Source organism: Streptomyces novaecaesareae, from assembly GCF_000716875.1.
GTDB lineage: Bacteria > Actinomycetota > Actinomycetes > Streptomycetales > Streptomycetaceae > Kitasatospora > Kitasatospora novaecaesareae.
The window spans coordinates 77292-93043 of sequence record NZ_JNWQ01000014.1; the positions used below are offsets into that span (position 1 = coordinate 77292).

11 protein-coding genes are annotated in these 15752 nt (G+C 74.8%); 4 read left to right on the forward strand and 7 right to left on the reverse strand.

Annotation, left to right across the window (positions count from 1 at the left end; genetic code table 11):
• The 5 genes from OP86_RS07725 to OP86_RS07745 all read right to left on the reverse strand — a co-directional run bounded on the left by OP86_RS07725 (nucleotide 1) and on the right by OP86_RS07745 (nucleotide 9194).
• Nucleotides 1-1161 (reverse strand): ATP-binding protein, encoded by a 1161-nt coding sequence (locus tag OP86_RS07725; RefSeq protein WP_030057881.1) that lies wholly within the window; start codon nucleotides 1159-1161, stop codon nucleotides 1-3.
• Nucleotides 1158-6263, reverse strand: a complete 5106-nt coding sequence (locus tag OP86_RS07730) for a hypothetical protein (protein WP_030057882.1) — start codon at nucleotides 6261-6263, stop codon at nucleotides 1158-1160. The genes OP86_RS07725 and OP86_RS07730 overlap by 4 nt, the downstream gene beginning before the upstream one ends.
• Nucleotides 6260-7117, reverse strand: coding sequence for a DUF4132 domain-containing protein (locus tag OP86_RS07735; RefSeq protein ID WP_030254614.1), 858 nt, complete (start codon nucleotides 7115-7117; stop codon nucleotides 6260-6262). The genes OP86_RS07730 and OP86_RS07735 overlap by 4 nt, the downstream gene beginning before the upstream one ends.
• Nucleotides 7118-7321: 204 nt before the next feature.
• Nucleotides 7322-8104 carry an ABC transporter ATP-binding protein gene (locus OP86_RS07740; protein WP_030057883.1) on the reverse strand — a complete coding sequence of 261 codons (783 nt, stop codon included), beginning with the start codon at nucleotides 8102-8104 and terminating at the stop codon, nucleotides 7322-7324.
• Nucleotides 8105-8153: 49 nt separating this feature from the next.
• Nucleotides 8154-9194 (reverse strand): ABC transporter substrate-binding protein, encoded by a 1041-nt coding sequence (locus OP86_RS07745; RefSeq protein ID WP_030057884.1) that lies wholly within the window; start codon nucleotides 9192-9194, stop codon nucleotides 8154-8156.
• Between the two features lie 104 nt (nucleotides 9195-9298).
• On the opposite strand from OP86_RS07745, the gene fhuB reads away from it, so the two are divergent.
• The 4 genes from fhuB to OP86_RS07765 all read left to right on the forward strand — a co-directional run bounded on the left by fhuB (nucleotide 9299) and on the right by OP86_RS07765 (nucleotide 13687).
• On the forward strand, nucleotides 9299-11461 hold the full coding sequence (gene fhuB / locus OP86_RS07750; protein WP_030057885.1) for a Fe(3+)-hydroxamate ABC transporter permease FhuB: 2163 nt from the start codon (nucleotides 9299-9301) through the stop codon (nucleotides 11459-11461).
• A gap of 19 nt (nucleotides 11462-11480) precedes the next feature.
• Nucleotides 11481-12602, forward strand: a complete 1122-nt coding sequence (fes, locus tag OP86_RS07755; protein ID WP_051829817.1) for an enterochelin esterase — start codon at nucleotides 11481-11483, stop codon at nucleotides 12600-12602.
• Nucleotides 12603-12668: 66 nt separating this feature from the next.
• Complete coding sequence (locus tag OP86_RS07760; RefSeq protein ID WP_234434730.1) at nucleotides 12669-13484, forward strand: helix-turn-helix domain-containing protein; 816 nt, start codon at nucleotides 12669-12671, stop codon at nucleotides 13482-13484.
• The gene (locus OP86_RS07765; RefSeq protein ID WP_106973359.1) at nucleotides 13481-13687 is read left to right on the forward strand and encodes a DUF397 domain-containing protein; all 207 of its coding nucleotides are present in this window, start codon (nucleotides 13481-13483) and stop codon (nucleotides 13685-13687) included. Before OP86_RS07760 ends, OP86_RS07765 begins: the two co-directional genes overlap by 4 nt.
• Here OP86_RS07765 and OP86_RS07770 read toward each other — a convergent pair.
• Complete coding sequence (locus OP86_RS07770; protein ID WP_030057889.1) at nucleotides 13675-14223, reverse strand: Uma2 family endonuclease; 549 nt, start codon at nucleotides 14221-14223, stop codon at nucleotides 13675-13677. The genes OP86_RS07765 and OP86_RS07770 overlap by 13 nt on opposite strands.
• 71 nt (nucleotides 14224-14294) lie before the next feature.
• Nucleotides 14295-15608: a DHA2 family efflux MFS transporter permease subunit gene (locus OP86_RS07775; RefSeq protein ID WP_078588372.1), complete on the reverse strand. Its 1314-nt coding sequence runs from the start codon at nucleotides 15606-15608 to the stop codon at nucleotides 14295-14297.
• Nucleotides 15609-15752: the final 144 nt, after the last annotated feature.

The following is a 15752-nucleotide window of genomic DNA, read 5'->3' on the forward strand; positions in this document are numbered from 1 at the left end:
TCAGGCCTCCAGTGCCGAACGGAGGTCCCACAGGGTGCGCCAGGTGGCGGCGCCCTGTTCGGCGCGGCGGCGGACCGGGCCGTCCCAGTAGCCGAGCAGCCGGGCGGCGTCGGCCGGGTCGTCCTTGCGGACCACGCCGAGGAGTTGGCCGGGGAGGCGGCCGAGCAGGTCGCCGCCGTCGGGCAGGTAGGCGGCGGTGACGCCGAGCGCGGTGGCGACGGAGACCGCCTCGGCGGTGCTCATCACGGTGGACGGGCGCTCGACGTCCCAGCCCTCGGTGGAGCGGCCGGTGCGCAGGTCGCGGAAGGCGGTGACCAGGGCCTCCAGCACGGCGTCGTCCACCGCGTAGGCGGCGCCGGCCCGGGCGACGGAGACGGTGGACTGGCGCCGGACCAGGTCGACCTCGGCGGCGAGGCTGCCGATCGGGCCGACCGTCTCGAAGTTGAACCGCCGCTTGAGGGCCGCGGACATCTCGCTGACGCCCTTGTCCCGCAGGTTGGCGGTGGCGATCAGGGTGAAGCCGGCGGCGGCGTGCAGCTGCCCGTCCGGGCTGCCCGCCAACTCGGGGACGGCGATGCGCCGTTCGGAGAGCAGGGAGACCAGGGCGTCCTGCACCTCGGGCAGGCAGCGGGTCACCTCCTCGACCCGGGCGACCGCCCCGGTGGTCATCGCGGTGAGCACCGGGGAGGGGACGAGGGCCTCGCGGCTGGGCCCCTTGGCGAGCAGCAGGGCGTAGTTCCACCCGTACTTGAGCTGGTCCTCGGTGGTGCCGGCGGTGCCCTGGACGGTGAGCGCGCTGGTGCCGCAGACGGCGGCGGCGAGCAGTTCGGAGAGCATGGACTTGGCCGTGCCGGGCTCGCCGACGAGCAGCAGGCCGCGCTCCCCGGCGAGGGTGACGACGCAGCGCTCGACCAGGGCGCGCTCGCCGACGAACTTCGGCTCGATGGCGAGGCTCCTGCGCCCGGCCTTGAGCTTCTCGCCGTCGCTGCCCATCACGAAGGTGACGACGGCGCGCGGGGTGAGGCGCCAGCCGGGCGGGCGCGGGCCGCCGTCGGACGCGGCCAGAAACTCCAGTTCGGCGGCGTACTTCTCCTCGGGCGGAACGGTCTGCCGCTCCGCGGTAGCGGAGGCGGGGGTGGTGGTGGTCGGGGTGGCGGTCATCGGCGGGCCTTCCTGCGCTTGCCGGTCTGGAGCTCTTCGTATCCGGGGGCGTCGCCGCCGACGGTGCGCTGCCAGGCCCGGGCGAACAGCTCGGGGACGGGCAGGGGCGCCAGCACGGGCCGGTGGGTGGGCAGTTCGTACAGGGCGGCCTTCCAGGTCTCGGCCGGCAGGGCCGGGGACTTGGCCTCCTGCCAGCCGCCGGGCAGGAACAGGCCGCGGCCGGCCCGGGACCGCTTGGCCTCCAGGACCAGGGCGGTGGCGGCGAGTTCGGCGCGGGCCCGCTTCAGCCGGGCGGGCTTCCAGCCCGTCCAGCGGGCGACGTTGCGGTCGGTGGGGTCGGGCAGGGCGAGCAGTTGGAGGTAGAGCGCGGCCGCGTCCTCGCCCAGGCCGTGGGTGCGGGACACCTCGGCGACCAGCTCGGGGACGGACAGCTGAGGGTTCTGCAGCCAGGCCGGTCCTTCGCCGTCGGCCGTCACCGCAGCGGCGGAGGCGACGGAGGCGGCCAGCCGTTCCGCTTCGCCGCGCAGGACGGCTTGGATGGCGCGCCGTTCCAGGGCGAACCAGTAGCTGTCGGAGAGCCCGTCGAGCAGTTCGAGCAGCGGGTCGTCCGGGCCGGTGAGGGCGGCCGGGCGAAGCCAGATGCGCTCGTACGGCTCGTGCTCCGGGCTGAGGACGAGCGCCGGGCCGCAGCGGACCAGGCCGTCCGGGTCGGCTCCGCCCTCGGCGGGCAGGCCGAAGTGGGTGCGCAGCACGGCGGACAGCGGGGCGCCCTTGGTGGTGCGCAGGAGGTCGAAGTCGAGCAGCAGCTCCGGGTCGGCCAGGCGCTCGCGCAGCGCGGTGGCGGCCCGGGGCAGCAGCGGACGCAGCGGGCTGTCGGCGGGCAGGTGGTAGGCGAGCCAGCGCAGGCCGTCGAGGGTCCTGTCCAGCGCGCCGGAGTCGGGCACCGCGGTGGCGTCCTCGGGGACGAGCCGGGGCCCGGTCGGGCCCTCGCTGCTGAGCCGGAAGGTGGTGGCGCCGGTCAGCCACGGAATGTGGGTCGGGTTGAGCACGGCCTCGATGGTGGCGATGGACGCGCCCTGGACGGTGGCTTGGGCCTCCTCGGGAAGGGTGACGAGGCGTCCGAAGTGCCGGATCCACGCCTCGGCCCCGGCGGCGAGGTCGGGGCCCTCGGTCCACAGCGTCTTGGGGTCGGCGGTCAGCAGGGCGCCCCAGACGTCGGCGATGCCGGCGTGGTCGTGTCCGCGCAGCCATGTCCGGGCGGCACTGATCTCGGCGGGCTTGAAGCCGTAGTCGTCGGGCACCTCGACGTTGCCCCAGGACAGGAGGCCGGAGGGCGGGTTGAGCAGCAGGGTGGCGCGGGTGGTGCCGATACCGGTGAGTTCGGAGAAGGCGGCGGCCCGGGCCCCGTCCCACGGGACGCTGCCGCGCAGGGCGGCGACCCGCCAGAACTTGGCCACCCAGGCGGCGGCGACCCGCTCCTCCGTGCCGCGCTCCCCGACGGTGGTGAAGTGCGCGACGGGGCCGAACTCGCCGCTCGGGTCGTGGTCGACGGCGAGCCAGTGCGCCGTGCCGTCGGGGAACTGGCGCCGGTGGCCGAGGATGACGACGGTGCGGCGGCCGTGGCGCAGCACCTCGCCCTGGCGGTGGCCGGCCGGGCGGGTGGTGTCGGCGGTCTTGGTGCTGTCGCCGGACTCGCTGAGGACGATCTCGCGCAGGGTGGCCCCGCGGTCGGCGAGCGGGCCCCTGGTGAGTTCGCCGAGCAGCAGGACCAGCGAGGAGCGGTGGGCGGGCCGGGTGAGCGGGGCGGCCACGGCGTGGGCCAGGGCGTCGATCCGGCCGAGCAGGTGCAGCCAGCCGTGGTGGGCGTCGCCGCCGTGCAGGGTGACGTTCGCCGGGGTGCTCCAGCCCTCCGCGCTCGCGGCGGGCGGGGCGGCGAGCACGGCGCTGACGGTGCGCAGGTTGTTGAGCGTCCAGCAGTGGTCGGAGTTGCCCCAGCTGTTGCCGAAGCCGCCGATGTCGGGCAGGACGGCGCGGACGGCGTCGCGCAGTTCGTCGTCCCGGCCGTGGTCGGGCTGCCAGTCGGCGGCTCCCGTCTTGCCGGGGCGTTCGGCCTCCGGCTGCGGGACGAACCGGGCGATCCGGTCCAGCAGGTCGGCGGCGGCTCGGGCGAGCCCGGCGACGCCGGCGAGCAGCAGCGGGTGCGCGATCCCGGGCAGGGCGGCGCCGACCGCCTCGACGGGCAGGGTGTTGCGGGCCTCGCCGCGCTGCGCGAGCGGGCGGCGCACGCCCTGGACGGTCAGCCAGCCCTGCTCGTCCTCCGGGACGGGCTCGGTGTCGACGGGCCAGGCGAGGTCGATCAGCCGGGCGGCCTGCTCGGTGCTCACGGCGCGCAGCACCCGCGAGCCGGCCTCGTCGCGGGGCCGCAGGGCGTGCCAGTGCTCGTACGGCGGGACGAGCACGGTGCCGGCAGCGGACAGGTCGCCCGAGCGGCAGGCGCGCAGGTCCGCGGTGCGGTCCGAGCGGTCGGCGAGGTCGGGCAGGTTGAGGGAGAGGTGCTGCTCGGCGGGGCGGCTGACGATCGGGCTTCCCCCGCCGGGCAGGCCGAGCCGGCCGACCGGGACGGTGTCCGGCTGGGCGCCGGGCATCGGCAGGACGATGCGCTGCCCCTCGGCGGTGAAGGTGGTGAGGGCGCGGCCGGGCTCGCTGCGGATCCAGCTGCCCAGCACGGTGCCGTCGGTGCCGAGCGGGGTGTGCTCCAGGCCGGGCTGCAGCGGCAGCAGCCGGGTGCTGCCTTCGAGGAGCCGGCCGGCGAAGGCGGTGGCGGCGATCACGGGCGGCTCGGCGGCGCGGCCCAGGGTGCCGGTGAGCGGGTCGAGTTCGCGCAGGGCGGGGCCGTCCGCGCCGTGCCGCAGCGTCCAGTGGCCGGTGCCGTCGCCGAGGACGGAGTGCTCGTGGGGCAACCGGGTGTCGCCGGGGTGCAGCGGGCGCTCGCCGGTGGTGCGGCCGCCGCCGGGCAGCGGGAGGGACGGGCTCTCCGGGTACCGCTCGCCGTAGTGGTAGCCGGCGATGGTGCGGCCCTCCAGTTCGAAGGTGTCCTCCGGCCGGCCGGACCAGTACGCCCGCTGCTTGCCGTCCTCCCACCAGACGACCAGCAGTTCGCCGTCGACGAAGCGCAGCCGGGGCCGGTTCCACTTCTCCTTCAGCTCGGGCACCCGCAGGGTGTGCTCCAGCAGGATGCCCTCCGGGCCGACCACGACGGCCCGGTCGAGGCGGGCGAGGATCAGGGACGGCCAGGCGTCCTCGACGATCAGGCCGCTCAGGCCACGGCCGCGCAGGCCGGGGGCGGTGACCGGCGGGGCGTCGGCGGCGGGCGGGTCGGCGAGCGCGGCGAGCGCCTCCTCCAGGGCGGGCCAGCCGAGTTCGTCGAGGATGCCGGCGCCGAGGGCCCGGGCGAGCAGGCCGGTGACGTCGAGCGCGGCGATCTTCTCGGCGGCGGCCGGGGCGACCTCGCGGGTGGTGGTGCGGTACTGGCTCAGCGAGCGGGTCAGGTCGGCGGCGCCGGCCAGGCCGCGGGCGGCGGTCAGCTCGTCGGCGCGGGCCTCGGCCCACTCCGCGAACAGCTCGCTCAGCAGCGGCAGGACGGCTGCCTTGCGCTTGACGGCCGGCTCCCAGGCGGACGGGGCGGCGCGGCACAGCAGCGGCCGGAAGCGGGCGTCGGCGGCGACGGCCGTGAGTGCGGCGCCGTCGGGGCCGGCCTGCTCGACCCAGTCGCGCAGGTCGAAGCCGAGGCCGGCCGGCGGATCGGCCACGGGGACGCCCGCGGCCAGCAGGAGGTTCAGCAGGTCGAGTCGGGTGTGGCTGGCGCGGATGCCGGTGAAGAGGTCCACCGGGACGGCGTCGGCCCGCAGCCGCTCGACCATCCGGCCGGCCAGGGCGAGGGTGGCCGGGCAGCCGGGCCGGCTGCGCCAGCCGCGGCCGAGGTGGTGGCACCAGCGCTGGAGCCAGGCCGCGGCGGGCTCGGCGCCCTCGGTGCGGGGGCCGGTGAGCAGCGCCTCGGTGCCGGTCGCGACGAGGACCTCCAACCAGGCGGTGTCGTGCGGGGCGGGGTCGGAGGCGGCCGGGTCGGGCAGCAGGTCCAGCAGGCGGGCCCGGACGGCGGCGTCGGCCTTGCCCAGCTCGATCAGCGGGCCGTGCCAGGACTTCCAGAAGGCCGCGGGTGCCCGGTTGACCGCCGGGGAGTCCAGGAGCTCGGCGAGCAGCGCCCGTTCGTGCTCGGTGCGGTCCAGCCCGGCGGCCCGGATCAGCGCGCGGGCGTCCTCGGCGACCCCGGCGTACGGGGCCATGCCGGCCGCGGAGCGCTCGGTGCACAGCTGGCGGAAGCGCTGCCAGGCGGTCAGCGGGTCGAGCCGCTGGGCGAGCTCCTTGACGTACTGGCGCAGGGACTTGACGGTGAGCGCGCCGGCCAGGGCGAACTCCAGGAAGACGGCGCGCAGCCGCTCCTCGTCCACCGTCAGGCCGTGGGTGCGCTCGGCCTCGCGGGCCTTGCCGAACCAGGCGGCGGCGTAGGTCTGGTTGCCGTGGCCGAGGAAGATCCGGCCGACCTCCTCGCAGAAGGTGGGCAGGAAGTGCGGGACGGCGCGGCCGAGCCGGGCGGCGAGCTCGTCGAAGCCGTCCTTGGCGGCGCCGGGCTTGGAGGTGGCCTGGCGGGCCAGCCGCTCCATCTCCTTGACCAGGGCGAGCGCGTGGTGGCCGTTGGCCGGGTCGTGGACCAGTGCCCAGGCCGGGAAGCCCAGCGCCTCCTGGCGGACCTGGCCGACCTCGGCGGGCTCGCCGTCGGGCGCCAGGCCGAGGAACTCGACGGCGAGGTCCTCGGCCCGCCCGAGCGCACCGGGGACCAGCCGGACGATCCGGCGGCCGTCGAGCGCGGGGTGGGTGTAGCCGCGGGCGGTGAGCACGTCGGCGGCGCTGTCGGGGCGGCCGGCCCCGGGCAGGGTGCCGGGCGGCAGTACGGCACCGGCGTCGAGCAGGGCCTCCGGCAGTCCTTCGTGCGCTGCGGCGGTGGTGTTCGGGCCGGTGGTGGTGTTCGAGCCGGTGGTGGTCATGCGGCGTCCTCCCCTTCGAGCGTGCGGCCGGCGTACAGGGCGGCGGCCATCCGCATGCCCTCGGACCAGGCGACCGGTCCGACCTCGGTGAGCGGCAGGGCCCGGCCGTCGGGGCCCGCCCAACTGAGCGCGCCGGTCTCGCACGCGTCGTACTCGTAGTAGTCGCCGACCCAGACCCGGGCCTCGACGGTGCGCCCGCCCTCGGTGATCGACTGGACGGCGGAGCCGCCGCGGACCCGGCAGCCGAGCCGGGTGCAGCGCCCGATCAGCTCGCGCAGTTCGCGGTAGCGGCCGCCTGAGTAGGTGGTGACCTCGGTGCCGCCCGGCAGCTCCGCCGGCCGGTGCCAGACCTCGCGGTAGAGCTGCTGGACGCGCTGGGAGACGCCGAGCTCGACGGCGAACTCGCGCAGCTCGTCGAGGTCCTGGAGCAGGACGGGGTGGGGTATCAGGACCTCGCCGTCGGTGAGGCGGACGGTGTCGCCGTCGAGGTCGACCAGGCCGAGGCCGCGCTCGGCGTCCGCGCCGCGCAGGAAGCCGGCGACCGAGCCGTCCACACCGGTGACCACCAGGTCGCGCAGGACGGACTGCCAGGCCTCGTCCGGCCACACGGCGGTGAGCACCGCGGCGGGCACCGGCAGCGAGCGGACCATCCAGCGCTCGACGTCGTCCTGGCAGCGCCGCTCGTGCGCGGCCAGCCACTCGGCGAGCTGCCTGAGCTGGGTGACCACCGGGTCGTCACCGAGCTTCGCCGGTACGGACTTGAGCGCGCGGCCCGCCGCGTTCCGGCAGACCACCTTGCCCTCTCCGTCGAGTGCGACGCGGTACCCTCCCGCGCCCGTCTCCACCCATGCCACGGCCGTACTCCTCCCACCTGGGAACACCTGTCGAATGGCCTGCTGACCAGCGATGCGAGGAACGTAGCGAGGCCCACTGACAACGCGACGGGCGGGGTGGAGGCGGGAAGGGGCGCAGGGAGTTGAAACCGCTCGAACGGGTGATCGAGCGGTCAGGGCGGCGACGCAGGCGGAGCGGCGACGCGGCGGCCGGCCTCCGCGGTGTCAGCCGAGCGGCGCCCGGGGCACGACGACCGGTGCGCCGTCACCCGGCGCCGTGAGCACATGGCTGTCGATGTCGTACAGCGCCCGCACCAGCGGCGCGTCCACCACCTCGCGCGGCGGCCCGCAGGCGAGGACCGCGCCGTCGCGCAGGGCGACCAGCAGGTCCGCGTAGCGGGCGGCCGCCGCCAGGTCGTGCAGGACCATGACCACCGTCCGCCCGCCCGCCGCGACCTGGCGGACGAGCTCCAGCACCTCCACCGCGTGCCCGAGGTCGAGGGCGCTGGTCGGCTCGTCGAGCAGGACGACCGGGGTGTCCTGGGCGAGCACCATGGCGAGCCAGCAGCGCTGGCGCTGCCCGCCGGAGAGCCGGTCGAGCCGGCGGTCGGCCAGTTCCTCGACGCCGGTGGCGCGCAGGGCCTCGGCGGTGAGCCGTTCGTCGTCCGGCGACCACTGCCGGAACAGGCCCTGGTGCGGGTGACGGCCGTAGCGGACCAGCCCGGCGACGGTGACCGCCTCCGGCGCCTGCGGGCTCTGCGGCAGCAGGGCGATCCGGTGCGCGGCCTGGCGCGGGCGCAGCCGCCAGACGTCCTCGCCGCCGACCAGGACCCGCCCGCCGGCCGGCCGGTGCAGCCGGGCGACGGCCCGCAGCAGGGTGGACTTGCCGCAGCCGTTCGGCCCGACCACCGCCACCACCTGCCCGGCCGGGACGGCGAGGTCCACGCCGCCGAGCACCGGGCGCCCCGGGCCGTAGCCGGCGGTGAGCCCCTCGATCGTCAACTCCATGGCAGCTCCAGGTCCTCCGGTCCGACGGGTCCTCCGCTCCGACGCGTGCTCAGCTGCCGCCGAGCGCCTTGGTGATGTCGCCGATGACGGCGTCGGCTGCGAGCGGGCCGCCCCGGGTGGACCAGACCGAGCCGTCCACCGTCACGGTGCGGTTGTTCCTGACCGCGTCCAGCTCCTGGTAGGCGGGCTTGGACTGGACGTCCTTGAGCGCGGCCTTGCCGTCGTCCGTGAGGGTGGACAGGAACAGCCAGTCGCCGTCGATCTCGGCGAGCTTCTCCAGGCTGAGTGCCGGGCTGTGCGCGTTGCCGTCCTTGTCCTGCGCGGCCGGGCGGGTGAGGCCCATGTCGAGGGCGACGCCGGAGGCGAACTGCTTCTTCTCCATCCAGCTCGGCCCGGTCGGGTTCCAGCGGACGACGGAGACGGCGGCGCCCTTGTTCTTGCCGAGTTCGCCGCCTGCCTTGGCGGCCTTGGCCTCGTAGTCGCCGATGACCTTGTTGGCCTGGTCGAGCTTGTTGACGGCGTTGCCGATGCCCCGGAAGGCGAGCTTCCAGTCGTCGGTGGGCGCCATGGTGACCAGGGTGGCGGGGGTGATCTCGCGCAGCTGCTTGAGCACCTGCTCGTCCTGCAGGTCGCCGGCCAGGATGAGGTCGGGCTTGGCGGCGATCACCTTGTCCATCACGGGCTGCAGCAGGTTGCCGACCACCGGCACGCCCTGGACCCTGTCCTTGAGGTACGCGGGGGGCTCGCCCAGCCCCTGGCCGTTGGTGATGCCGACCGGCTTGGCGCCGAGGGCGAGCACCGCGTCCAGGTCCTCCTGGGTGAGGGTGACGATCCGCTTGGGCTCGGCGGGGACCTCGACGGCCTTGCCGGTGGCGTCCTTGACGGTCCGCTTGCCGCCGTTACCGCCGCCCCCGGCGTCCGCCGCCGGGGAGGCCGCGGAGGAGGAGCCCGCGGACGCCGACGAGGAGCCCGCGGAGGACGAGCCCGAGGAGCCGCAGCCGGTGAGCAGGAGCGCGGCCGCCCCGGTGACGGCCAGCGCCTGGGCCGCGCGGCGGCGGACGGGGCTGAGCGGGCGACGGGCGAACGGCATGGGTGCCTCCGGGCAGCGGTGGTACGGGAGTTGAGCGGCGTCCGGGCGGCGCGGCAGCTGCGGTGCTCGGCGGGACGGCTCGGTCATTAGGTTAGCCTTACCTTATGACATTGTCGCAAGCGGGCGTCCACGACGCGTCCCCCGCCACCGCGCCGGAAGCCCCGCCGCCGAGGGAGGAGACCCGCCGCCGCACCTGGCCGGTCGCCGCCGGGACGGTGGCGCTCCTGCTCGCCCTGACCGCGCTCTCGCTGTCGGTCGGCGCCGGCGAGGTCGGCCCCGGACGGGTCCTGGACTACCTGCTCGACCGCGGCGGCGCCCGCGCCGACGGCCGGCTCGCCCTCGTCGTCGGCGACCTCCGACTGCCCCGCACCGTCACCGCCCTGCTGGTCGGCGCCGCACTCGGCGTCGCCGGCGCCCAGTTGCAGTCCGTCACCCGCAACCCGCTCGCCGAGACCGGCCTGCTCGGCGTCAACGCCGGCGCCTCGCTCGGCGTCGTGCTCGGCATCGCCGTGCTCGGCGTGCAGACCTCCTACGGCTACCTCGCCCTCGCCTTCGGCGGCGCCGTGCTCGCCAGCACCCTGGTGCTACTGATCGCGGGCAGCCGGGGCGGCGGCTCACCGATGCGGCTGGTCCTCGGCGGCTCCGCGGTCGGCGCGACCTCCGGCGGGCTCACCGGCGTCCTGATCGTCAACTCCCCCGAGGCGTACGACCGCTACCGGGTCTGGGTGCTCGGCTCGCTCGCCGGGGTGGAGGGCTGGACGACGCTGCGCCAGCTCGCCCCCGCCCTCGGCGCCGGCCTCCTGCTCGCCCTGCTCACCACCCGGCCGCTCACCGCACTCGCCCTCGGCGACGACCTCGCCCGCGGCCTCGGCCATCGACCCGGCGCCACCCGGGCGACGGTCGCCTTCGCCGTCACCCTGCTCACCGCCTCCGCGGTCGCACTCGCCGGGCCGGTCTCCTTCCTCGGCCTGCTCGCGGGCTTCCTCGCCCGGGCCGCGGCCGGCCCCAGGATCGGCCGACTCACCCTGCTCGCAGGCCTGTTCGGCGCCGCCGTCCTGACCGGCGCCGATGTGCTGGCCCGCGTGGTGGCCCGGCCGTTCGAGGCACCGGTGTCGGTGATCGTCGCCCTGGTCGGCGCCCCCGCACTGATCGCGATCGTCCGCTCCCGGCGCTCCGCCGCCCTCGCCCTGACCGACCCGGCCGAGACCGCACCGCCCGTACGACGGGCCGAACCACCCGCCCCCAAAACGGACTTGCTCCTGCGGCACGGCGCCTGGTCGCTGCTGCTCCCCCGCCGGGCGCTGCTCGCCTCACTCGGACTGGCCGCCGCGCTGCTCGCCGCCGTCGTGGTCTCCGCACACGCCGGGCAGAGCGAACTCGGCCTCGGCTGCACCTTCCGGGCCGTGTTCGGCTACGGCGAGCGCCTCGACGTGCTGCTGGTACAGAAGTTCCGGCTCGGCCGGATCGTCGCCGGACTCGCCGCCGGGGCCGCGCTCGGCCTGGCCGGCTGCCTGACCCAGACCCTCGCCCGCAACCGCCTGGCCACCCCCGAGCTCCTCGGCGTCAACGACGGCGCCACCGCCGCCGTCCTGATCTCCGCCACCGCCTCCGGCACCTTCGGCGCCTGGTGGGCCGGGCCGCTCGGCGCGCTCGCCGCCGTCCTGGTCGTCATCCTCGTCTCCGGCGGGCTCGGCGCGCGCGGCTACCGGGTCCTGGTCGTCGGGCTCGCGATGTCCGCGCTCGCCTCGGCGGTGATCCAGGTCGCGCTGGCCCGCCGCTCGCTCAACTCGGCGGGCTCGCTGTACGTCTGGACCTCCGGCAGCCTCAACGGCCGGGACTACGCCATCGCCACGCCCGTCCTGGTCGGGCTGGCCGTGCTCGTGCCGATCGCCCTGGTGGTGGCCCGGCGGCTGGCGGTGCTGCGCTTCGACGACAGCGTCGCCTCCGCACTGGGCGTCGACCCCGGCCGGGTCCGGCTCGTCTGTCTGCTGCTGGCGGTCGCACTCGCCGGGCTGGCGGTCGGCGTCTGCGGGCCGGTCGGCTTCGTGGCGCTCGCCGCACCCGTGATCGCCGCCCGACTGGCGGGGCCCGCACGCGTGCCGGTCCTCGGCTCGGCGCTGACCGGCGCCCTGCTCGTCGCGCTCGCGGACACCCTCGGCCGAGTGCTGATCGGCGGGGTGGAGATCCCCGTCGGCATCGTCACCACCGTCCTCGGCGGGCCCTTCCTGCTCTTGGTGCTGCTCGGCCGCAAGGGCAGCACCGCCTAAGCCTCTTGGAGTCATTTCCGTGGAAACCCCTCCCCTCGTCACGACCGACCCCGACGACCCCGCGTACCGCTTGGTCACCTTCGCCCACCGGGACGAGGAGTGCGATGGCGTCCTCGCACTGCTGCACACCGTGACCGACAAGGACCGCCACGCCGGGGACCTGACACCACATCTGATGAAGCGTCAGAACGATGACACGTGGTCGATCACCTACCGGCTGCGCGCCGACCACCGGGCCTCCTACCAGCTGTACCCGTACCGCGGCCAAGCCCCCGGCACGACCCGCCCCGGCTGGCTGCGCGTCCTCGACCACGCCCGCCCCGACCCGCACGACACCGAACCCCGGCTGCCCGCCCGCGACGGCCGCCACCCCTCCTCGGTGCTCAGCCTGCCCGAGGCGCCCGCGCAGCCGTACGTCCGGCGGCGGGCGGGCGTGCCGCGCGGGCGGACGCTCTCCCATACGGTGGCCGACCGCCGGGTGGACGTCCACTTCCCGGCCGGGCACGGCGCGGGCCCGTACCCGGTGGCGCTGCTGCTCGACGGCGAGATGTGGGGCGAGGTGCTGACCGTCGGCGACACCCTCGACAACCTGACGGCCGACGGCGCCATCCCGCCCACCGTCGCGCTGCTGGTGCACACCATGGGGCCGACCCGCCCCGAGGACCTGAGCTGCAACCCGGCCTTCGTCGACCTCCTCGCCGACCGCCTCCTCCCGTGGGCCACACGGGAGTTCAGCACCACCGACGACCCGCGCCGAACCGTGATCGCCGGCCAGAGCGCGGGCGGCCTCACCGCCGCGTACGCCGCCTTCCGACGCCCCGAGCGCTTCGGCAACGCCCTCTCCCAGTCCGGCTCCTTCTGGTGGCCGGATGGAACGGAGTTCGACGGCGGCAGCGAATGGCTGACCCGGCAGTTCGCAGCCGAGCAGCGGCGCGAGGCCCGCTTCTACGTCGAAGTCGGCCTCCAGGAATGGATGTTGCTCACCCAGAACCGCCACCTGTGCGACGTGCTCGTGGCACGTGGCTACGAGGTCGAGTACCGCGAGTTCAACGGAGGCCACGACTACGCCTGCTGGCGCGGCGGCCTGGCCGACGGGCTCGCGCACCTGCTCGGATCACCCGGTGGGATGGTTTCGGGCTGATTCGCATACCTCCAGGCCATCGGGCGTCTAGCGTCGGGCTCCACACCGATTGGCCTGGGGGTCCCAATGAACGCGTCCTCGCCCGCCGCGCCGCCGCCGATGTCGTGGCGGTACTGCGGCAACCAGATCAAGCTGTGGCGGACCCGAGCCGGCGTCAGCCGCGAGGACCTGGCCGAAGAGGCCGGGTACAGCTACGAGAGCCTGCGGTCGATGGAGGCGGGGCGGCGGAGGCCGTCGCAGCACTTGTTGCAGGTCGCGGACGATCTCTGCGACGCGAAGGGGATTCTGCTGGCGGGAGCGCAGTTCCTGGTGCCGGAGAAGTTTCCGCAGTTCGCGGAGGAGTACATCCGGAACGAGGAAGAGGCGATGGTCATCAACTGGTATGAGAACCAGCTCGTTCCCGGCCTACTCCAGACCGAAGCGACGGCCAGAACCATCATCGATGGTCGTTGGCCCCCACTGGACGACGAGACCGTCGCGGCGCGGGTGGCCGCTCGTCTCGAACGTCGGGGGTTGCTGAGCATTCAGACCAAGGCGTTCAACTTTGTGATCGAAGAAGCCGTCCTGCGCCGCCGCCTCAGCACGGAGGAAGCCCACGCCGAGCAGCTGCGGCACCTCCTCACGGTCGGCAAGCAACGCAACGTCGTCATCCAGGTCGTTCCCTCGAAGGGTTTCCACCCTGGCCTGGAAGGACAGCTCATCCTCCTCGACTTGCCCTCACACCAGCGGATCGCCTATGAAGAGGGCCAGGCTGGTGGGCGGCTGTACTCGGACGTCGACAAGGTACAGCTCCTCAGCCAACGCCATGAAAGGATCCTCCGACAGGCTCTCACTCCGGAGAAGTCGGCCGAATTTATCAACAAGCTGGTGGAGGATCAGTGAATCGCGAGTTGGTCTGGTTCAAGTCCAGTCATAGCGGGAGCGAGGGTGGCGCTTGCGTCGAGGTCGCCCTCACTCCGGGCACCGTCCATGTCCGCGACTCCAAAGACCGGACCGGCCCTCAGCTCGCCTTCACAGCCGAGGCCTGGACCGACTTCATCGGCTTCGCCCACGACAGCAGCCCCGAGGCCGGTCAGTCCCGGTAGGGCACCAGCCGCGACAGGTCCAGCTCGAAGCCGAACGGCTCGGGGATGCGGATGGTCTCGCCGAACTCCCGCTCCGTCCGGGTGTGGTAACGGTCGCGGTTCGGCTCGGAGAACAGCGTCACGGTCTTCTGCCGCGGGTCCACGATCAGGTAGAGCGGGAAGCCCATCCGCGGGTAGTCGCGGACCTTGCCGGTCCAGTCGTTCTCGGGATTGGACGGCGAGACGATCTCGACGGCGATCAGCGCCAGCTCCGCCGGGATCTCGCGGCCCAGCTCGATGACGTCCTCGGGCAGGTAGGCGAGGTCGGGGTTGCGGACGGAACCGACCTCGGGCGAGGAGAGGTCGCTGTTCCCGGTCGGGAAGTACCCGGACGGGCAGTGCGCCTCGAACTGGCGCTGCACGATCGCCAGGTTCAGCTGGTGGATCAGCGACGGTGACGCCTGCATGACGATGATGTCGCCGGACAGCTCGACCTTGTAGCCGTCCGGGAGGCTACGGCGTACGTCTTCGAGCAGCCGATAGCGGTCGGGGTCCATGCGCTCTCCTCCGGTGCTCCGGCCACCGTACGGCAGCCGGAGCCGACGGGGAGTCCGCTCCCGCCCCGCCGTCAGTCTTCCGGGGGTGGGCCCGGGGGGGCGGTGGGCAGGCGGGTGGCGAGGAGGGCGCCGGCGGCGACCAGGGCGGCGGTGAGGAGGAGGGCGAGGCGGTAGGGGGTGGTGCCCGAGTCGGCGGGGAGGGCGCCGATCAGGGCGGCGGTGGCGGCGATGCCGAGGGCGCCGCCGAGGGTGCGCAGGATGGTGAACAGGCCCATCGCCCGGCCCATGGCGGGCCCGGGGACGTCGGCGAAGCCGGCGATCTGGACGGTGAGGACGGCGGTGCCCAGGATCAGGCCGACGCCGAACATCAGGGCCCGGACGGCCCACGGGTTCTCGGCGAAGCCGAGCGCGGCGAGGACGGCCGCGGCCAGCAGCAGCCCCGGCAGGGCCAGCCGACGCGGCCCGAGCCGGGGCAGCAGGCGGTCCACCACCTGGGAGGCGGCCATCAGCCCGATCGCCTCGGGGAAGACGCTCAGCCCGGCGTCGAGCGCCGAGGCGCCGAGCGCCGCCTGATAGAGCAGCGGCAGCGCGAACAGGGCGCCCATCAGCCCGGCCGAGGTCAACAGGGCCAGCCAACTCGCCGCGCCGAAGGTCCGGTCGGCGAGCAGCCGCAGGTCCACCAGCGGTTCGTCGGAGCGGAGTTGGTGCCGGACGGCCGCGCCCAGCAGGGCGAGGCCTCCCGCCGCACTGAACGCCACGCCCGGCGAGGACCAGCCGTGGGCCGGGCCGAAGCCGAGGGCGTAGGTCAGCAGGCCGAGGCCCGGGGTGGCGAGCAGGAAGCCGGTGGTGTCGAAGCGGCCGGCCGGGGGCTCCTCTGCGCCGCGCAGGCCGAACAGCCCGAGGGCGACGGCGGCCACCCCGATCGGCACGTTGACCAGGAACAGCCAGTGCCAGGAGAGGTGTTCGGTGAGGAACCCGCCGAGCGGCGGCCCGAGGGCGGGCATCAGCGCGGTCGGGACGATCAGGATCCGGCCCAGGCCCGCCCGCTCGTGCGGGGCGAAGGCCCGGAACAGCAGCGTCATCCCGACCGGGGTGAGCAGTCCGCCCGCCACCCCCTGGACGGCGCGCGCCGCCGCCAGCGAGCCGAGGCTGGGGGCGGCGGCGCACAGGGCGGAGGCGAGGGTGAAGGCGCTCAGCGCGCCGAGGAAGACCCGCTTCACGCCGTACCGGTCGCCGAGCCTGCCGGCCACCGGCAGGCCGAGGGCGAGACCGACCAGGAAGGCGGTCTCCACGGCGTTGGCGGCCGAGACGGGACGGCCGAAGTCCTCGGCGATGCTGAACAGCGCCGGGTTGACGATGGTCGAGTCCAGGCCGTTCATGCACATCGCGGCCGTGTAGACGACGACCACCGCGGCGCGCCCCGCGAGCAGGGGGCGCGCCGGGGCCTGGGCGGCGGGGGCCCCCGGGGCTGTCTCTTATACACATCTCCGCGCCCACGAGACAGGCAGAAATCTCGTATGCCGTCTTCT

Excerpts from the sequence above, each read along its gene's own strand:
- OP86_RS07725 (WP_030057881.1), bottom strand. The coding sequence starts at position 1,161 with ATGACCGCCACCCCGACCACCACCACCCCCGCCTCCGCTACCGCGGAG.
- OP86_RS07730 (WP_030057882.1), bottom strand. The coding sequence starts at position 6,263 with ATGACCACCACCGGCTCGAACACCACCACCGGCCCGAACACCACCGCC.
- OP86_RS07740 (WP_030057883.1), bottom strand. The coding sequence starts at position 8,104 with ATGGAGTTGACGATCGAGGGGCTCACCGCCGGCTACGGCCCGGGGCGC.
- OP86_RS07745 (WP_030057884.1), bottom strand. The coding sequence starts at position 9,194 with ATGCCGTTCGCCCGTCGCCCGCTCAGCCCCGTCCGCCGCCGCGCGGCC.
- fhuB (WP_030057885.1), top strand. The coding sequence starts at position 9,299 with ATGACATTGTCGCAAGCGGGCGTCCACGACGCGTCCCCCGCCACCGCG.
- OP86_RS07760 (WP_234434730.1), top strand. The coding sequence starts at position 12,669 with ATGAACGCGTCCTCGCCCGCCGCGCCGCCGCCGATGTCGTGGCGGTAC.
- OP86_RS07770 (WP_030057889.1), bottom strand. The coding sequence starts at position 14,223 with ATGGACCCCGACCGCTATCGGCTGCTCGAAGACGTACGCCGTAGCCTC.
- OP86_RS07775 (WP_078588372.1), bottom strand. The coding sequence starts at position 15,608 with ATGTGCATGAACGGCCTGGACTCGACCATCGTCAACCCGGCGCTGTTC.